The sequence below is a fragment of the Halomonas sp. KHS3 genome, assembly GCF_000830495.1.
In the GTDB taxonomy this organism is placed as follows: Bacteria; Pseudomonadota; Gammaproteobacteria; order Pseudomonadales; family Halomonadaceae; genus Vreelandella; species Vreelandella titanicae.
Window position 1 is genome coordinate 224188 of the sequence record NZ_JWHY01000004.1, and the last position, 16599, is coordinate 240786.

The following is a 16599-nucleotide window of genomic DNA, read 5'->3' on the forward strand; positions in this document are numbered from 1 at the left end:
ATCTACCTCTTTTGACGCGGGTTGAATGGTATGTCACGCGCCATACTTTCATACAGTTGGCGTGCCTTATCGGTATTGGCCGGAGGTAATACCACGTTCAGGACGAAATAGAGATCACCAGGCTCAGAACTGGGAATGCCTCGGCCTTTCAATCGTAACTTTCTACCGCTTTGGGAACCTTTGGGCACTTTCAGTTGAACCTGTCCAGAAGGTGTGGGCATCGTGAGAGACGTACCGAGAGCTGCCTCCCAAGGTGCAACCAGCAGGGTTGCGAACACATCTTTCCCTTCCACGCGATAGTCGGGGTTCGGTGTAAAGTGTATTTCCAGATAAAGGTCGCCGGACTCGCCCCCACCTGTACCAGGGTGGCCCTGTCCCGCTAAGCGGATATGCTGACCTTCAGTGATACCCTTAGGAATGCGCACCTTGAGATTGTGCTGCTGCAGGTAGACATGTCCTTGTGGATCAGTCTGTGGCGCATGCAAAGTCACCGAGCGTGTTGCACCGTCATAGGTGTCGCGCAAGTCGATGAAAACTTTTGCATGACGATCCAATCCACGCACGCGGTGATGTGACCCGGTGCTTCGCCGACCAACGTGGCTAAATAGATCGGTGAAGAAGTCACTGAACTCACCAAGGTCGACATCTTCGTAATTTCTGCCCGAGAACTCGAAACCTGCATCCCAATCTGGCGGCGGCCGGAACTCCTGCCCAGCACGATAATGCTCTCCCAGTTGGTCGTAAGCCGCACGTTTCTCGGGATCGGTAAGCACCGCCTTAGCCTCATTGATTTCCTGCATACGCAGGGCAGCATCGGGCTCCTTGCTAATATCAGGATGATACTTGCGCGCCAGCTTGCGATAGGCCTTCTTGATGTCGGGGATGGCGGTAGCTCTATCGATCCCAAGTATTTGATAATAATCCTTGAACTCCACGAATCACTCCATACTTGTTCGGGGCTAAGGGGGGCGAGACATTCATTACGCAAATGTCCGTTGGCCGGCTAGATGCCTCTTTTGTTACTTTAAGAGCCTATAGTAAAAGGTTATTGTTATTTTAAAATGCCTCTCCTCGTCTTATCGTGACCATTATCAATAAATCCACACTTTGCTGTAATAGGTCAGACAAAGTAGTCATTATGTTTTTTAGTCGAGCCTATCGTACCTATGGGTCAAGAGTGCTTTATATTCGATCCGTCGCTGGCCTGTCAGCTATCTCTGCTACTTCCCCGATAGGCGGAAAATCTTGGGCGGTCAGCGTCTCGCGCTCAAGCAGCATGGCGGCACCGGTCTCCAGTACCTTGCGACGGCGGGTCAGTATCTGGGTGGCACTATCAAAAGCGTCGTCGACCAGTCTGCGTATGGCAGTATCGATTTCACGGGCTGTTTCCTCGGAGTAGGTCTTGGGCTTTGCGAGCCCAAATTTGTCGCCTAGAAATGCTTGCCGGTCTTCCTCATAAATGACTTGTCCGCCTTCCTCACTCATTCCGAATCGGGTGACCATGCTACGGGCAATATCGGTCACCTTGGCCAGATCATCAGCCGCTCCAGTGGAGATTTCGTTGAAAATCATGCGTTCGGCGGCTCGGCCGCCCATCAGCACTGCCATACGACTCTTTAGGTCGGCAACCGTTTGCAGGAAACGCTCCTCTGTTGGGCGCTGGAGTGTATAGCCCAAGGCGCCAACCCCACGTGGAATGATAGAGATTTTGTGTACGGGGTCCATTCCAGGCAACGAAGCGGCGACGAGAACATGGCCCATTTCGTGATGCGCTACTACGCGTCGCTCATGTTCATTAAGCACACGGCTTTTCTTCTCCAGTCCGGCAACGATGCGTTCCACCGCGAGTGTAAAATCGCTTAGTGTCACCGCATCGGCATCACGGCGCGTGGCTAGCAGAGCCGCTTCATTGACCAAGTTGGCTAGATCAGCACCGGTAAACCCTGGGGTCAAGGCGGCTATCTGCTCGGCATCGACATCAGGCGCCAGCTTGTTGAGGTGTTTTAGATGTACATTGAGAATGGCAATACGTCCCCGCCGCTCGGGGCGATCGACCAAAACCTGACGGTCGAAACGTCCTGCACGCAGCAGGGCGGGATCAAGGATCTCGGGTCGGTTAGTCGCGGCCAGAAGTACAATCCCGGATGATGTATCAAAGCCATCTAGCTCAGTTAGTAGCTGGTTAAGGGTCTGTTCCTTTTCGTCATGACCGCCACCGAGCATACCAAGCCCTCGGGCGCCGCCGAGTGCATCCAGCTCATCAATAAAAATGATACACGGCGTGGCTTTTGCAGCTTGCTCAAAGAGGTCTCTAACTCGGGCTGCCCCCACACCGACGAACATCTCTACGAACTCGGACCCTGAAATCGAAAAGAAGGGAACGCCAGCTTCGCCAGCCACGGCACGGGCCAGTAGCGTCTTGCCAGTGCCAGGAGGACCAACCAGAAGGATGCCCTTCGGCACGTGAGCCCCCAGGCGACCATAACGCTGTGGGTCGCGCAAAAAGGCCACTACTTCCTTGAGTTCATCCTTGGCTTCGTCAATGCCAGCCACGTCGGCGAAGGTCACCTTGGTTTCGGTCTCAACATAAACACGGGCTTTCGATTTGCCCAGTGTCATCATGCTGCCAAGGCCTCCCTGACTAGATACCATACGGCGCAGGAAAAATCCCCAGATAGCGAATACGAGCAGGAACGGCAAGAGCCAAGAAAGCATAGAGGTCAGCCATGACTCACTAGGCGCACCATTGAAAGTGACATCGTATTGGGCTAGGTCATTGGCCAAGGTCGGGCCGATGCGATAGGTGGTGAAGCCAGTAGTACCGTCGGAGAGTGGCGTATTGTAGGTGCCTTTGATCCGCTCTGAACTAACATCAAGCGTGTTGATGATGCCTTGCTCAAGATGATGTCGAAACTCGGAATAGGGAATCGGTTCGTAGGAACGCTCCTCCGCAATGAAGTCCTGAGCCAATAGGACAACAATATAGCCGAAAATAAAAAAGAGGATATATGCTTGGTAACGTTTGTCCATGCTAACCTCAATGCGGCTTACTAGAGGGCCTTATTGGAGGAGGTTTCGCCCTTGTTACAGATCGGCGCAGTTTTTGCAGCGGGTTGTGTAGGGCAAGGCCTTGAGACGATCTGGTGCGATGGGCTTGTCACATTCCTCGCATAAGTCTCCGACCTGGGCAGCGATGCGTGCCAAGGCGCGTTCGGCCTGGGCCAGTTCTAGCCTGACTTCTTCCTCCAGCCGCGCGACAACTTCGTCGTTTTGAACCTCTACCGCCTGATCATCAAGATCTTTATTCAGAGCGCCACTGCTTCGATGCTGGTGTTCTTCATAGTGATGGATGCGGGCTTTGAGCTCTAACCGTAGGTTGTCTAGTAAGGCCTTTCTATCTTGAGTAGACATGATGTACCCGTTAATGTTGATTAGTAAGTTGATCTATTGAGCGGTATATGGCATCTAATACACTTGGTACAGCTCGCGTTATGCTCAAACCTGTTTTAATCGGGCCGATGGCGGCGTTACACCACCACGGTTTTCTGAGTAAGGTCAAACAGCATGAGCGCTAGAACTTGTATCTATGACTAAAGATCTTCCAGCTTTTCCGCGTCTCGTATCATGCGCATGATTTCGTGTTGTTCTAAAGCGAGGAGGCCATTCAATAATTCCTCGGTGGACGAGACTTCAGCCCGTGTCGATAAATAGCGATAGAGATCAATAATACGATCATGTACTGCTAGCAAAGAGCGCAGGACATCGTCAGTGCCCATGTTGGCAAAGTCTAAATTACCCAGTGTTTCAAGCTTGAAAGGGTGCTTGTCAAAGTATTCTGCACACCACGTTTGGAGCGCGGCTTTCTCTGCATCTTGCTCGCTCAACGCTATGACCTGGCTAAGCTTTTGTTCATGTTGGGAAAGATAGTCAAGTAACATGCGCAGCTTTTCATGCTGGGTGTCCCTGGCGGCGCGCTTTAGTTTATCGGCCAGATTGGCATGCAACCGCCGGGTCAGTTCCAGTATGTCTTTGATGGTTTCAACCGTCATGCCTTTGTCCTATCTCAGGTTAGTCCTTTAGAAAAAGTCGCGCGATCCTTGCAGAATTTTTAGATTTCACACCAAATGCGCTCTCTTAGATCATCACTGAGCTTTGATACCTTATGCACGCGTTTTAACGTCGCTTCTGTCATATCACCAGTGATTTCGTGATAGCAGGACATCATAGATGATGGCGTTAGCAGACCCTCAAGACCCAGCATGCAGCTTGTCAGCTTACTGCAGGAAATCGCCACGGTTGAAAAGAAGTCTAGTTCGTGACGCGTTGCGTCATTCAGTGTCTCTAGCCAAATGCGCTGTAACTTGATCGCTGTGTTAGTGGATTCCATCCAAGGTTGAGACCACAAAACGAGCAAGTTGTCTGCCACGGGTGCTTTCAGAGGGTTTTTTTGATGACCTGAAGTTATCATGTTCTTGTCCTCGTTGAAGTGTTTTTGTTTTGTAGCCAGGCGAAAATTGCATTTATTTTGATTCGTTTTGTATTTTCATTAATAATCAATTAGTTCGATGTACTTAACGTCCTGATTTTTATTTTATTTAGGTCGGTGAGTTATCTTATTAGGCTGACAGCAACACTTTAATTGCATTTTCCGAAGAAGCACGCGAAAAAATATCATAGGCTTCCTCGATCTCTTTCAAGGCGAACCGATGGGTGATTAGGCTCTTCGCTTCAATGCCACCTGCCTCCAGGAAACGCATCAATACTGGAATGGTATTGGTGTTCACCAGCCCAGTGCGCACGGTAACGTTTTTGATCCATAGGTCCTCAATTCGAAATTCAACGCTGCGGCCATGCACCCCGATATTGGCAAGGCGACCACCGGGACGCAATATGCGCTGGCAGGTATCAAACGACTCGGGAATTCCTACGGCTTCCATCGCTACATCGACGCCTTCACTATCCGTGAGCTTCATTATTGTTTCGACCGGGTCAGCACTGACGGTATCGGTAGCTCCTAACTGACGTGCCACGGCTAGACGGTTTTCGTCGGGATCTACCATGATAATACGTGCGGGTGAGTAGAAACGGGAGGTGAGTAGGGCCGCCAAGCCGATCGGCCCGGCACCGACGATGGCCACGGTATCGCCGAGTTTAACTCCGCCATTGAGTGCGCCAATTTCATGACCGGTTGGCAGGATATCGCTCAGCATAAGTGCGGCGGCAGGATCGAGCCCCGGCGGCAAGTGGTAGAGACTGTTGTCGGCATGCGGGATGCGTACGAATTCAGCCTGGGTGCCATCAATTTTATGCCCCAGAATCCAGCCTCCATCGCGGCAATGCGCATACATTCCTTGCTTACAGTAGTCGCAATGTCCGCAAGAGGTGATGCAGGAGATAAGTACTTGATCTCCTGGCTTGAGGCTACTCACGCTATCACCTACTTTTTCTATGATACCGATTCCTTCGTGGCCCAGAGTGCGACCAGCTTCGACTGTAGGAACATCTCCTTTAAGGATGTGCAGGTCAGTCCCGCAAATGGTGGTTTGCGTTATCCTTACAAGAGCATCGGTGGGAGTCTCGATTATAGGCCGGGGCTTCTCTTTCCACTTCCGTTTCCCTACTCCTTCATAAACAAGTGCTTTCATCGTTTATTCCTCCTATGCAGACAATTGCTAGGGATCTCGCAATAGCTTTCAAAGAGTATAGATAATATAGGTGCACAAAAACTTGACCGTTGTCAGCTTTATAGCTTTGTTTTTTTATGCGTGTATGGTTGTTATAAAACCGGCAGCTTAAATAGCTAAGACTTGATTAGCACTACAAGGGTGAAGTTTGAGTTATTGGCTAATGGTAATGGTGGATGTTCTTTTGAGGAGTATTAATTTCTTAATGCCGTGATGAAAAATTGACAGAGATCATAGAAAATGAGCTTTCTCTCACACTAGGATGCCTCCTGAAAAACAGCCTAATGTTGGGCTATTTCTACATGGTGAGAGGGCTTTATTGATGGATAACTTGACAGCACTTAATTTTCTGCCGCAAGACCAGCTGAACTTAGCATATTTGCACGAAGTACGTGAGTTAAATCGCTACCGAGGCTTGGCATTGAGTTTTCTACCCTTTGATCCACCCATTAGTCGTTTGATGGATGCGATTGGTATGGAGTGTGTGCACAGACTTTGTAGTTTGCAGGAAGTGGCTAGCCAAATGGATCTTGGTGCTTGCGTGAGTGCTAATCAGCAAAAGGAACCTCCATTTTTCAATAAAGTTAGTAAGCACTTCTTCGTTGTGGATGAAAATATGGGGCATCACCTGCTAGTGAATGCCGAAAAAGCCGCTGAAGCGACGAGTGCTTTCTTTGGTTGGATGCTGGAAACGAATGCTACACCTGAATTGCACCAGCCTTTATTCGACTTTGTGACACAGAAAACGAAAGAGTGTTTTGTGCTTCGGGAGTGCCAAGAACAGTGGAGAGTAGGCTCTTCTGAGCTAAATCTTGCGATGTGATTAAAGCGCCGCTTTCACGCATGGTATATTCATGCATTAGAGCATATGTGGCCACGTAAAAGCGGCATACCTCCCAAAACAGCTCGTTTGTTAAGACGCTATGAAAGATGTCTCACTATCGGCTGGTATTTTTGATTCAGGAGCGTTTTAAAATCTGCGCCTTTAATATCAAGGCTGTATTTAATAGGTATTTTTATTTGAGCGATAAGGTGTTGTTTTAATTCCTTATGTTGAGTGGACTGCTATGAAAAAGCGGGCGCTGTCGAGGCAGTTTGATTGCGCTAGATCAATATTATTATGAATAAGTGATTTTATTTGCTTGATGAGCTTTTCTTCACGGGACTTTACGCTATAACTATCCATAGATTTCTAGTAGTGACTGTGAGCAAAGGAGTGGTTTGTACACAAAAGCAGCATACAAAACCAGCTAAGAAAAAGGTAACGAAAATTGGTGTTTACGGTGCTTAGGGACGTCGCATGAAGGTCATGGTGCTTGAGCAACAGGGTGGATCGTTGCAATGTCAGGAAAGGCCCATTCCTACGCCGGGAAAGGGGCAGGTACTGCTGAAAGTTGAAGCGTGCGCCGTGTGTCGCACTGACCTGCATCTGCTTGACGGAGAGCTGCCGGACATCCGTTATCCGATTGTTCCTGGGCACGAAATTATTGGTCGTGTTGTTAAGTGCGGCCCTGGTGTAGTGCTAGAGAAGGGAGTACGCCTGGGCGTTCCTTGGCTAGGGTATAGCTGCGGTAAATGCCGCTACTGTTTGCACGGGAAGGAGAACCTTTGTGATCAGGCGCGTTTTACCGGGTACCAGATAGATGGTGGCTTTGCTGAATATACCTTAGCGGATCATCGCTTCTGCTTTTCTATCAGTTCCCACTATAGCGCTGCTGAAGCAGCCCCACTGATGTGTGCTGGCCTGATTGGCTATCGTTCTCTGGTTATGTGTGGCAATGACCTGCAGCGTCTCGGTATTTATGGCTTTGGCGCGGCGGCACATATTGTGGCCCAGGTCGCAAAATGGCAGGGCATGGAAGTGCACGCCTTTACTCGCCCAGGGGATGAAGCGTCTCAACGATTTGCGCAGTACCTGGGGGCGACATGGGCAGGTAGCTCTGAACAGTTGCCGGAAGCGCCACTGGATGCCGCTATCATTTTCGCACCTGTGGGAGAGCTGATACCCCTTGCACTTCGTGCCGTGCGCAAAGGGGGAGTCGTTGTCTGTGGCGGTATACATATGAGTGACATTCCCTCTTTTCCGTATGCGCTGCTTTGGGGAGAGCGGCAGTTGCGCTCGGTAGCCAATCTGACTCGCCAGGACGGTAGGGCGTTTTTATCACTGGCCTCTGAGGCGATGATCCAGACCAGGACAGTTTGCTACCCGCTCCACGCCGCTAATGACGCACTGAAGGATCTCAGGGAAGGCAAGCTGACCGGAGCTGCCGTGTTGGTGATGGGGCCATCCCTGGCATCGGAGATGTTAGATGTCGATTCGTAATTTGGATGCCCTGTTTTCACCTAGTACGATCGCTTTGATTGGCGCCAGTAACCGCCCCGGTTCTGTGGGGGCGGTACTGGCACGCAATCTTTTTGATGCTGGTTTTGCCGGGCCTGTCCTAACGGTCAATCTACGGGAGAGAGCGATCCGCTCGACCCTCAACTACCACACCGTGAGTGAGCTGCCGCTGGTTCCCGACTTGGCCATTATTGCAACGCCGCCAGATACGGTTCCTGGTCTTATACGCGAACTCGGCGAACGTGGATGTCGGGCTGTCGTGGTCATTACAGCTGGCTTCGGCGAAGGCGATTATGCCGATGGAAAAGTACTCAAACAGACGATGCTTGACGCGGCCAAGCCTTACTTGATGCGCATTGTTGGCCCTAACTGTCTGGGCATTTTAGCCCCCCATCGGGGGATCAACGCCAGCTTTGCGCATATCATGCCCCAAAAAGGCGATGTGGCCTTTGTGACGCAGTCTGGCGCGGTGGCGACCTCTATCCTCGATTGGGCGGCAGCACGGGGAATCGGCTTTTCGCATGTAGTGTCTCTGGGTTCGATGAGCGATGTCGATTTCGGCGATATGCTCGACTACTTAGCCCTTGACCCTAAGACGCATTCCATCCTGCTGTATGTCGAAGCCATTACTGAGGCACGCAAATTTCTCTCGGCGGCCCGAATGGCTTCTCGTACCAAGCCTGTAGTGGTGGTTAAGGCAGGGCGTAGCGATGCGGGGGCCAAGGCTGCATTGTCGCATACCGGAGCGCTGGCAGGTGCTGATGCCGTTTACGATGCAGCGTTTCGGCGTGCTGGGATGCTGCGCGTCAAAACACTCGATGAACTATTTCAAGCGGCAGGTACGTTGGCCACAGGGGCTCGCGTGAAAGGCGACCGGCTAGCCATTCTCACCAACGGTGGCGGCGTTGGTGTGCTTGCAGTCGATGAGTTGGCTGACATGCATGGCCGTCTTGCCGAGCTTTCCGAAGACGCGTTAGCGCGTCTGAATCATCTTCTGCCACCTGCATGGTCCCATGCCAATCCGGTCGATATTCTCGGTGATGCGCCAGGGGCACTTTACGCCGGCGCACTCGAAACTTTGATGAATGAGAAGGAAGCGGATGCGATTCTGGTCATGAATTGCCCGACAGCGGTCGCCGATAGCTTGGACGCTGCCCAGGCAGTGGTGGATACTCTGGGCTCACAGCGGACAGCCGTCCTCACTTGTTGGCTGGGTGAAGGTGCACCGGCTAAAGCTCGCCATTTGTTTGCGGCACACAACATTCCGAGTTACGAAACACCCGAGCAGGCCATTCGGGCCTTCGGACATCTGTTTAGTTACTGGCGAAACCAGCAAACATTAAGGGAAACGCCGCCGCCTCTTTTTAACAACAGTACTATCGATAAGAGTAGTGCGGATGCTGTGATTGACCGCGTACTGGAAGATGGGCGGAGTGTTCTAACGGAGCCAGAGGCGGTGGCCGTGCTATCAGCTTATGGCATTCCAACCGTCTCTGCTATCACGGTGCATACCCCGGAAGAGGCGAGTGAGGCAGCAAAACGGATTGGCTTTCCGGTGGTATTGAAAATCCTGTCGCGAGACATTTCGCATAAGTCGGATAGTGGCGGCGTGCAATTGAATCTTGCCTCGCCTGGTGCGGTGAAGCAGGCTGCTGAAGACATGCTTGTGTCTATTCGCCAAGTAATGTCTGAGGCGCGATTAGATGGATTTAGTGTACAGCCGATGATTCGTCGTCCTGGCGCACATGAGCTGATCTTAGGTATCGCTGAAGATAGCATTTTTGGTCCAATCATACTGTTTGGCCAGGGAGGAACGGCCGTTGAACTGATAGGTGATCGTGTGATTGGCCTCCCGCCTCTCAACCCGCTGTTAGCGCAGGAAATGATCCAGGCGACACGTATCTCAAAGTTGCTACGTGGCTATCGTGATCGGCCTGCGGCTGATCTTGAGGCGGTTACGCTCACTCTTATCAAATTGTCACAGTTGGTCATTGATTTGGAGCGCGTGGTCGAACTGGATATTAACCCGTTGCTGGCCGATACCTCTGGGGTGCTTGCCCTAGATGCACGTATTGTGGTCAGGGCCGAGCGTGATCAGCGGCGCCCGCTGGCTATTCGTCCCTACCCACAGCAGCTTGAGCAAACGATAGAAACACGCAGTGGTCAGCGCTACAGCCTGCGACCTATTCGCCCCGAAGATGAGAGTGCATTGGTCGATATGCTGCGTCACTCTTCCCCTGATGATGTGAGGCTGCGCTTCTTTGCTGCCATTCGAGGGTTTGATCACGCCTTTGCTGCTCGCCTGACTCAAATCGATTATGACCGGGAAATGGCCTTTATAGCGATGCCATTTGGCAAGCAGGATATCGCGGGAGTGGTTCGTTTATCTTCGGATCCCGACAATGAAAAAGCGGAGTTTGCGATCATGGTGCGTAGTGATATGAAGGGGATCGGGCTTGGCTATCGGCTTATGCAGCAGATGATTGATTATGCTCGTGCTGCCGGCATTCAGCAGGTGTTTGCCGATGTCCTGAGAGAGAACCATGCCATGCGGGACATGGCCAAAGAATTTGGTTTTATAGTTCAGCCCGGCCGCGATGAAGTCGATACCGTGACGGTGGCGCTCAAGCTGTAACGGTGATTGCTTATTCCTTTTGAGTACGTCTGCCAGGGAGACAGGATGGAGACGCCGACTGTTAAACGAGATACTGTTTCTCCATTGGTTTCACCGCCCAGCGATGCCCATACCAAGCGAAGCGAGGATGTTCTTGCGGCGCTAGGAACCTCAACCGCCGGGCTTGCAGTGGGTGACGCGAAGCAGCGCCTCGTTATTTTTGGAAGTAATCGGTTGCCAAAGGTGGCCGGTCGACATCCATTGTTTCGTCTTCTTGCCCAGTTTCATAACGCATTGATCTATTTTCTGTTGGCGGCAGCGCTTGCCGCTTCGCTGCTAGGGCATTTCGTTGACTCTGCGGTTATTGCTGCGGTGGTTTTGGTCAATGCCCTGGTTGGATTTATTCAGGAAGGTAAGGCCGAAAAGGCGCTGAGCGCGATCCACAATCTTATCGCTCCCCACGCCTATCTGGTAAGAGAGGGAAGGCGAGTCAAGGTACCCGTGGAAGAGATTGTACTTGGAGATATCGTGTCACTTGAGCCAGGGGATCGGGTACCTGCTGATCTGCGGCTTATTCGTACGAGTGCTTTGCGTATCGAAGAGGCCATTCTGACGGGCGAGTCGGTGGCGGCAGAAAAGCGGGAAACACCAGCGCCCAAGGACGCTGCATTAGGTGACCGGCACTCAATGGCCTATTCCGGGACGCTGGTGGCTACAGGGCAGGCGATGGGTGTCGTTGTGGCAACGGGCGGCGCTACGGAAATCGGGCGCATCAGTGCTTTGCTGCGTGAAGTACAACCATTGACCACACCGCTGCTGCGCCAGATTAACCATTTTGGGGTGTGGTTTACCTGGATCACACTGGCGGTGGCGGTCTTACTATTTGCCTTTGCGGTATTGGTACGTGGCTATGCTTGGCCGGACGCGCTGATAGCTGTCGTTGCCCTGGCAGTGGGGGCTATTCCTGAAGGCTTGCCAGCGGTCATCACCATTACATTGGCTATCGGCGTACAGCGCATGGCGCGTCGTCATGCAGCGATCCGGCAGCTACCGGCGGTGGAAACACTAGGCGCTACTTCGGTCATCTGTTCAGACAAGACCGGCACCCTGACGCGTAACGAGATGACGGTGCGACGGCTGGAAGTCCCTCATGGTCGGTACACGGTGACAGGCTCGGGTTATGTGCCGGAAGGGCGGCTGGAAGCTGCTTCTACAGATGACGCTGCTGCGGATAAACAGCGGCTAGAGAGTGGTTGTTTAGTGCTATCGGGAGTGCTGTGCAACGATGCCCAGTTGAACCAGGAAAATGGTGCCTGGCATGTGATGGGCGATCCGATGGAAGGTGCGCTGGTGGCGTTGGCCATTAAAGCTGGTTTGGAGCCGGAGCTAACCCGCCATGAATGGCCGCGAATTGATGAGATCCCCTTTGATGCTAATCATCGCTTTATGGCCACCCTTCATCGCCATTCATCAGGCGATGGTCGGATTTTTGTCAAGGGCGCCCCCGATGAACTAATGCAGCGATGTGTCGCCCAGATAGATGGTGAAGGGACGGCATCGCTAGATCAAGACGCCTGGGGCGCCAAGGTCGCGAACGCAGCCTCTCAGGGAGAAAGAGTGCTCGGCTTTGCCGTTAAAGCAGTAGCTCCAGGTGCTGATAAGCTAGCTTTTTCCGACCTGGATGGGCTCGTCTTCATTGGCCTGATAGGGTTTATCGACCCTCCGCGCGAGGAGGCGGTGGCCGCCATTAAAGAATGCCATTCCGCGGGTATTGCGGTGAAAATGATTACCGGTGATCACGCTGAGACAGCAGCGGCGATTGCGCGGCAGCTAGGATTTGGAGAAGATCCACACGTCTTGACTGGGCGTGAACTTGATGGCATTTCAGACGCTGACCTTCCTGCTATCGTGAACGAAACCAGTGTTTTTGCTCGCACCAACCCTGAACACAAACTGCGTATCGTTCGTGCCCTGCAGTCGACGGGGGCAATCGTGGCCATGACCGGCGATGGCGTCAATGATGCGCCGTCGTTGAAGCAGGCAAATGTCGGCGTTGGGATGGGGCATAAAGGCACTGATGCGGCGAAAGAGGCCTCTCAAATGGTCTTGCTGGATGATAACTTCGCCTCTATCGTCGCTGCGGTGAACGAAGGTCGAGTTGTCTATGACAATATCCGCAAAGTAACCGCGTGGACACTACCCACTAATGGCGGTGAGGTATTGGCGGTCATTGCCGCTATCCTGTTTAACTTCTCCATGCCGATGTCTGCGGTGCAAATTTTGTGGATTAATCTTGTTACGGCGGGCACCCTTGGCCTAGCTCTAGCGTTCGAACCGGCAGAACCCAATGTCATGCAGCGCCGTCCCAGGCCTGCTAATCAAGGGTTGCTGACACCTTTTCTGATCTGGCGGGTAGCGCTTGTTTCGTTCCTTTTTCTAGCAGCGGTGCTGGGCGTATTTTTTTACTCACTGGGGCGTGGGGATGAGCTGCCGATGGCTCGCACCTTGGTGGTCAATTTGATCGTCGTATTGGAAATTTTCTATCTATTTAATGTGCGCTATCTACACTACACCTCATTTAGTTGGCAGGGGTTACTGGGCACTCCCGCTGTGCTGTCTGCTGTCGCTGTGGTGATAGTTGCTCAGGCGATGTTTACCTACTGGCCTGCTATGCAAGCCCTTTTCGATACTCAGCCGTTAACATTTTTGGATGGCGTATTGGTCATCAGCATCGGCATGGTGATGATGACTATATTGGAACTCGAGAAAATTGTGATGCGCCGAACAGGCTGGCTAAATCAATAAACAGAGGTAGGGGAGTGTGTCTAGGATTAAGCAAGTACGTGCTCGTCTGCTAACGCTTGATCCGTTTCCTGCATGGCTGTTTGTTGGATTTGTGCTGTTCTGGATATGGTTGGCCATAGCGCCTTATTACCGTTCAGATTGGCTACTTGAAAATATTCTGGTGTTTGCCGCGGTGCCCGTATTGGGTTGGTTGTGGTATCAGGGTGGTGTCTCACGTCTGGCATGGTTAAGCATTTTTCTATTTTTGATATTTCATGAAGTTGGTGCTCATTATACCTATTCTGAAGTGCCCTATGACCGTTGGTTGAGAACCCTGCTTGGGTTTTCTCTGGACCAACGGTTTAGCTTTGAGCGTAATCAGTACGACCGCTGGGTACATTTCCTTTATGGACTGCTACTTTTTCCACTGATGGAAGATCTTGTGAAAAGACGCCTACTACCGGTGATGCTGATTTTATCCCATTCGGCGTTTTATGAGATTGCTGAGTGGCTGGCGGTTGTACTCTTCCCAGGGGAATTGGGGGAATCATACCTAGGTGCCCAGGGAGATATTTGGGATGCACAGAAGGACATGGTTTTGGCACTTTTAGGAGCGTCCATAGCAAGCCTACTGAGTGTGACAGCACACTATTTCGTGACACCAATTAACTCAAATTCAAATAAATAAGCAGAGTGGTGAGTATGTGGAATTTTCTTCATAGATATCAATTGCATCATTGAAAGAAGAGGTAATGCGATGCGCGCTCATGTTTTTATTTCAGCAATAGCAGCCAACTTTGTAGGGTTAAGAAGGCGGCAGTACTCATGCCCATGAGCTGATAATATGCCTTGCTGTTGAAAACCGCTGATGAGTCGGCTGAGCGTTTCAATATTGCGAATGTAAGCTATATTAAAATCTTGCAAGCAGTGGTATGTATTTTACAGTGCCTCATTGGGATGTGGCGCAGTAAATATACAGGGATTTATAGGTAGTGAGAGATAGGGCGTGTAACGTTGAATATCGTTTAGCTCTGTGAGGCAGCCAGGATAAAAGAAACAAAGTGACTAGCACCTTAATAGAACTAGCCATACAGGCGTTACGCCTTTCTAACATAGCTACCAGGGGCGTCTTCGAGCGGTGGGTAAGTTTGTGAACCAACATCGGGCGCCTTAATAAGAGAGCCAGACCTGGTTGCCAGCCATGATTGCCATGCAGCCCACCATGAACCTGGCTTAATTGCTGTGCGTTTCAGCCAAGTGTCTGGATCAATATAAGAGTCACCTTCAAAGGCGGTGGCTACCCGATAATGCCGATGCGATTGTTCAGGGGGGCTAATAATACCCGCGTTGTGACCTCCACTAGTGAGTAAAAAAGTAATCTCCGGCGCATCCGCAATTAGATGCAACCTGTAGGTTGATCGCCATGGTGCGACATGATCCCACTCAGTGCCAACACAGAAGATAGGTATCTGAATATCACTAAGTGCTATCGGACGGCCATCTACTCGAAGACGTCCTTCGGCTAAATCATTATTTAAAAACAGGTTACGCAAGTATTCAGAGTGCATGCGGTAAGGCATACGCGTTGCATCCGCGTTCCAGGCGAGAAGATCGTTAATGGGTTGCCTTGTGCCTAGCAAATACTCGTTCACGACCCGAGACCAGATTAAATCGTTGGAGCGCAGTATCTGGAATACCCCTGACATTTGCTTAGTATCGAGAATGCCCTGAGCCCACATTAAATCTTCAAGGAAGGCGAGCTGCTTTTCGTCAATAAATAGCATCAATTCGCCAGCTTCTCGAAAATCTGTTTGCGCGGCAAAGAGTGTCATTGAAGCTAAGCGATTGTCGCTATTTCTCGCCATCGCAGAGGCGGTAATGGCCAACAGTGTTCCTCCAAGGCAGTAGCCTACCGCATGTATCTTCTGGCTAGGAAATAGATGTTCGATAATATCGAGGCTAGCCATAATGCCTTGTTGCCGATAGTCATCCATCCCAATATCGCAATCCTCAGACGTTGGGTTGCGCCATGAGATCATAAAAACGGTGTGGCCATGGTCGACCAGATACCTGACAAGCGAGTTATGCGGTGACAGATCTAGGATGTAATACTTCATGATCCAGGCAGGCACAATGAGCATAGGAGCCGCGTGCACCTCTTCAGTAGTAGGCGTGTACTGGATCAATTCGACTAGATGGTTGCGATAGATAACCTTACCCGGCGTAATTGCTACATTTTTTCCAACGACGTACTTTTCAGCACCCGCTGACCTTTTGCCAAGATAGTGGTTTTGGATATCTTCACAGTAATGCTGCAGGCCTTGGATTAGATTACCTCCGGCGCTTTCAAAGGTCTTTTTGAGCACAGTGGGATTAGTCAGTAAAAAATTGGAGGGCGAGAACACATCAAGCCACTGGCGGGCACCGAATTCTACTGCCTGTTCGTGATGCGGAGATAAACCGCGTGGTCCGGTGGTAGCGTTATGCCACCACTGCTGTTGAAGAAGAAAGCCTTGATAAAGCAGGTTATAGGGAAAATAACGCCAAGCAGGATCACGAAAACGACGATCCTGTGGCAAAGGGGCAATACAAGGCTTGGCATCGGGATCTAGAGCCGAATGGCTGGCCCAAATCAGTAAGCATAGATGTTTCTTCGTTGCTTTTTGTAGTAGATGAGCCTGAGTCCCTGGAGAAAGCTGGAGGCTGGATAGCCAGTCCAAGTAAGTCAGCATCGCCGATGCAGGAGAAATACCGAGCGTTAGCCTGGCCAATGATGCACGTACCAACCTATCGATATTTTGGTGTTGAGCTTCGTCGTAAATCATCAAAATCAATCCTCGTGAGGTAGATAGGCTGCTCAAGAGAGTGAGTACAAGATTTAGTGCTTCACTCTTATCTACCACTTGCTTAGCGTCTTGGCATCGTGTTTGATACTAGCTGTTCTTTTCTAGATTATAAGCTACTTGGGTTTCAATAGGGCTAGTTTAACGCCATATAAAACTCATCATGCTGTCCTGCTAAGTTTTTGATTTTTAATAAGTCTGTTGTACCCCCCCTTTTAAGAATAGAATTTTGAATGGCTGGAAAGGAAGATAAATTGCTCTAGATCAATTTTTAATCATTTTAATACCTTTTTGTTACGTTGATTAGCTTTTAAAAAATCTTGTTTGCGCTAT

Annotated in this window: 11 protein-coding genes; 5 read left to right on the plus strand and 6 right to left on the minus strand. The window is 50.8% G+C overall.

Going from position 1 to position 16599, the window contains the following annotated elements; all coding sequences use genetic code 11:
* Positions 1–2: 2 nt before the first annotated feature.
* From RO22_RS11855 to RO22_RS11880, 5 genes are all read right to left on the minus strand, one after another.
* Positions 3–935, minus strand: a complete 933-nt coding sequence (locus RO22_RS11855) for a DnaJ C-terminal domain-containing protein (RefSeq protein WP_039858316.1) — start codon at positions 933–935, stop codon at positions 3–5.
* Positions 936–1182: 247 nt separating this feature from the next.
* Positions 1183–3030: an ATP-dependent zinc metalloprotease FtsH gene (gene ftsH / locus RO22_RS11860; RefSeq protein WP_041158415.1), complete on the minus strand. Its 1848-nt coding sequence runs from the start codon at positions 3028–3030 to the stop codon at positions 1183–1185.
* Positions 3031–3084: 54 nt separating this feature from the next.
* Complete coding sequence (locus RO22_RS11865; protein WP_027959244.1) at positions 3085–3411, minus strand: TraR/DksA family transcriptional regulator; 327 nt, start codon at positions 3409–3411, stop codon at positions 3085–3087.
* Between the two features lie 179 nt (positions 3412–3590).
* On the minus strand, positions 3591–4049 hold the full coding sequence (locus tag RO22_RS11870; RefSeq protein WP_041158416.1) for a hypothetical protein: 459 nt from the start codon (positions 4047–4049) through the stop codon (positions 3591–3593).
* Positions 4050–4616: 567 nt separating this feature from the next.
* Entirely contained in the window at positions 4617–5645 is a 1029-nt protein-coding gene (locus RO22_RS11880) for a zinc-dependent alcohol dehydrogenase family protein (protein ID WP_039858317.1), read from the minus strand.
* Positions 5646–6006: 361 nt separating this feature from the next.
* Between RO22_RS11880 and RO22_RS11885 the strand changes: the two genes are divergently transcribed.
* The 5 genes from RO22_RS11885 (at position 6007) to RO22_RS11905 (ending at position 14111) form a co-directional block, all read left to right on the plus strand.
* Positions 6007–6507, plus strand: coding sequence for a hypothetical protein (locus RO22_RS11885; protein ID WP_039858552.1), 501 nt, complete (start codon positions 6007–6009; stop codon positions 6505–6507).
* Between the two features lie 477 nt (positions 6508–6984).
* Positions 6985–8007, plus strand: a complete 1023-nt coding sequence (locus RO22_RS11890; protein WP_041158417.1) for a zinc-dependent alcohol dehydrogenase family protein — start codon at positions 6985–6987, stop codon at positions 8005–8007.
* Positions 7994–10660, plus strand: coding sequence for a bifunctional acetate--CoA ligase family protein/GNAT family N-acetyltransferase (locus RO22_RS11895; RefSeq protein WP_027959250.1), 2667 nt, complete (start codon positions 7994–7996; stop codon positions 10658–10660). Before RO22_RS11890 ends, RO22_RS11895 begins: the two co-directional genes overlap by 14 nt.
* Before the next feature lie 45 nt (positions 10661–10705).
* A complete protein-coding gene (locus tag RO22_RS11900) occupies positions 10706–13444 on the plus strand; it encodes a cation-transporting P-type ATPase (RefSeq protein ID WP_039858322.1) in 2739 nt (912 codons plus the stop codon).
* A gap of 16 nt (positions 13445–13460) precedes the next feature.
* Positions 13461–14111 (plus strand): DUF2238 domain-containing protein, encoded by a 651-nt coding sequence (locus RO22_RS11905; RefSeq protein ID WP_009286541.1) that lies wholly within the window; start codon positions 13461–13463, stop codon positions 14109–14111.
* A 409-nt stretch (positions 14112–14520) separates the two neighbouring features.
* On the opposite strand, the gene RO22_RS11910 is transcribed toward RO22_RS11905, so the two are convergent.
* The gene (locus tag RO22_RS11910; protein WP_141441177.1) at positions 14521–16248 is read right to left on the minus strand and encodes a PHA/PHB synthase family protein; all 1728 of its coding nucleotides are present in this window, start codon (positions 16246–16248) and stop codon (positions 14521–14523) included.
* Positions 16249–16599 lie beyond the last annotated feature (351 nt).

Excerpts from the sequence above, each read along its gene's own strand:
- ftsH (WP_041158415.1), bottom strand. The coding sequence starts at position 3,030 with ATGGACAAACGTTACCAAGCATATATCCTCTTTTTTATTTTCGGCTAT.
- RO22_RS11865 (WP_027959244.1), bottom strand. The coding sequence starts at position 3,411 with ATGTCTACTCAAGATAGAAAGGCCTTACTAGACAACCTACGGTTAGAG.
- RO22_RS11870 (WP_041158416.1), bottom strand. The coding sequence starts at position 4,049 with ATGACGGTTGAAACCATCAAAGACATACTGGAACTGACCCGGCGGTTG.
- RO22_RS11880 (WP_039858317.1), bottom strand. The coding sequence starts at position 5,645 with ATGAAAGCACTTGTTTATGAAGGAGTAGGGAAACGGAAGTGGAAAGAG.
- RO22_RS11885 (WP_039858552.1), top strand. The coding sequence starts at position 6,007 with ATGGATAACTTGACAGCACTTAATTTTCTGCCGCAAGACCAGCTGAAC.
- RO22_RS11890 (WP_041158417.1), top strand. The coding sequence starts at position 6,985 with ATGAAGGTCATGGTGCTTGAGCAACAGGGTGGATCGTTGCAATGTCAG.
- RO22_RS11895 (WP_027959250.1), top strand. The coding sequence starts at position 7,994 with ATGTCGATTCGTAATTTGGATGCCCTGTTTTCACCTAGTACGATCGCT.
- RO22_RS11900 (WP_039858322.1), top strand. The coding sequence starts at position 10,706 with ATGGAGACGCCGACTGTTAAACGAGATACTGTTTCTCCATTGGTTTCA.
- RO22_RS11910 (WP_141441177.1), bottom strand. The coding sequence starts at position 16,248 with ATGATTTACGACGAAGCTCAACACCAAAATATCGATAGGTTGGTACGT.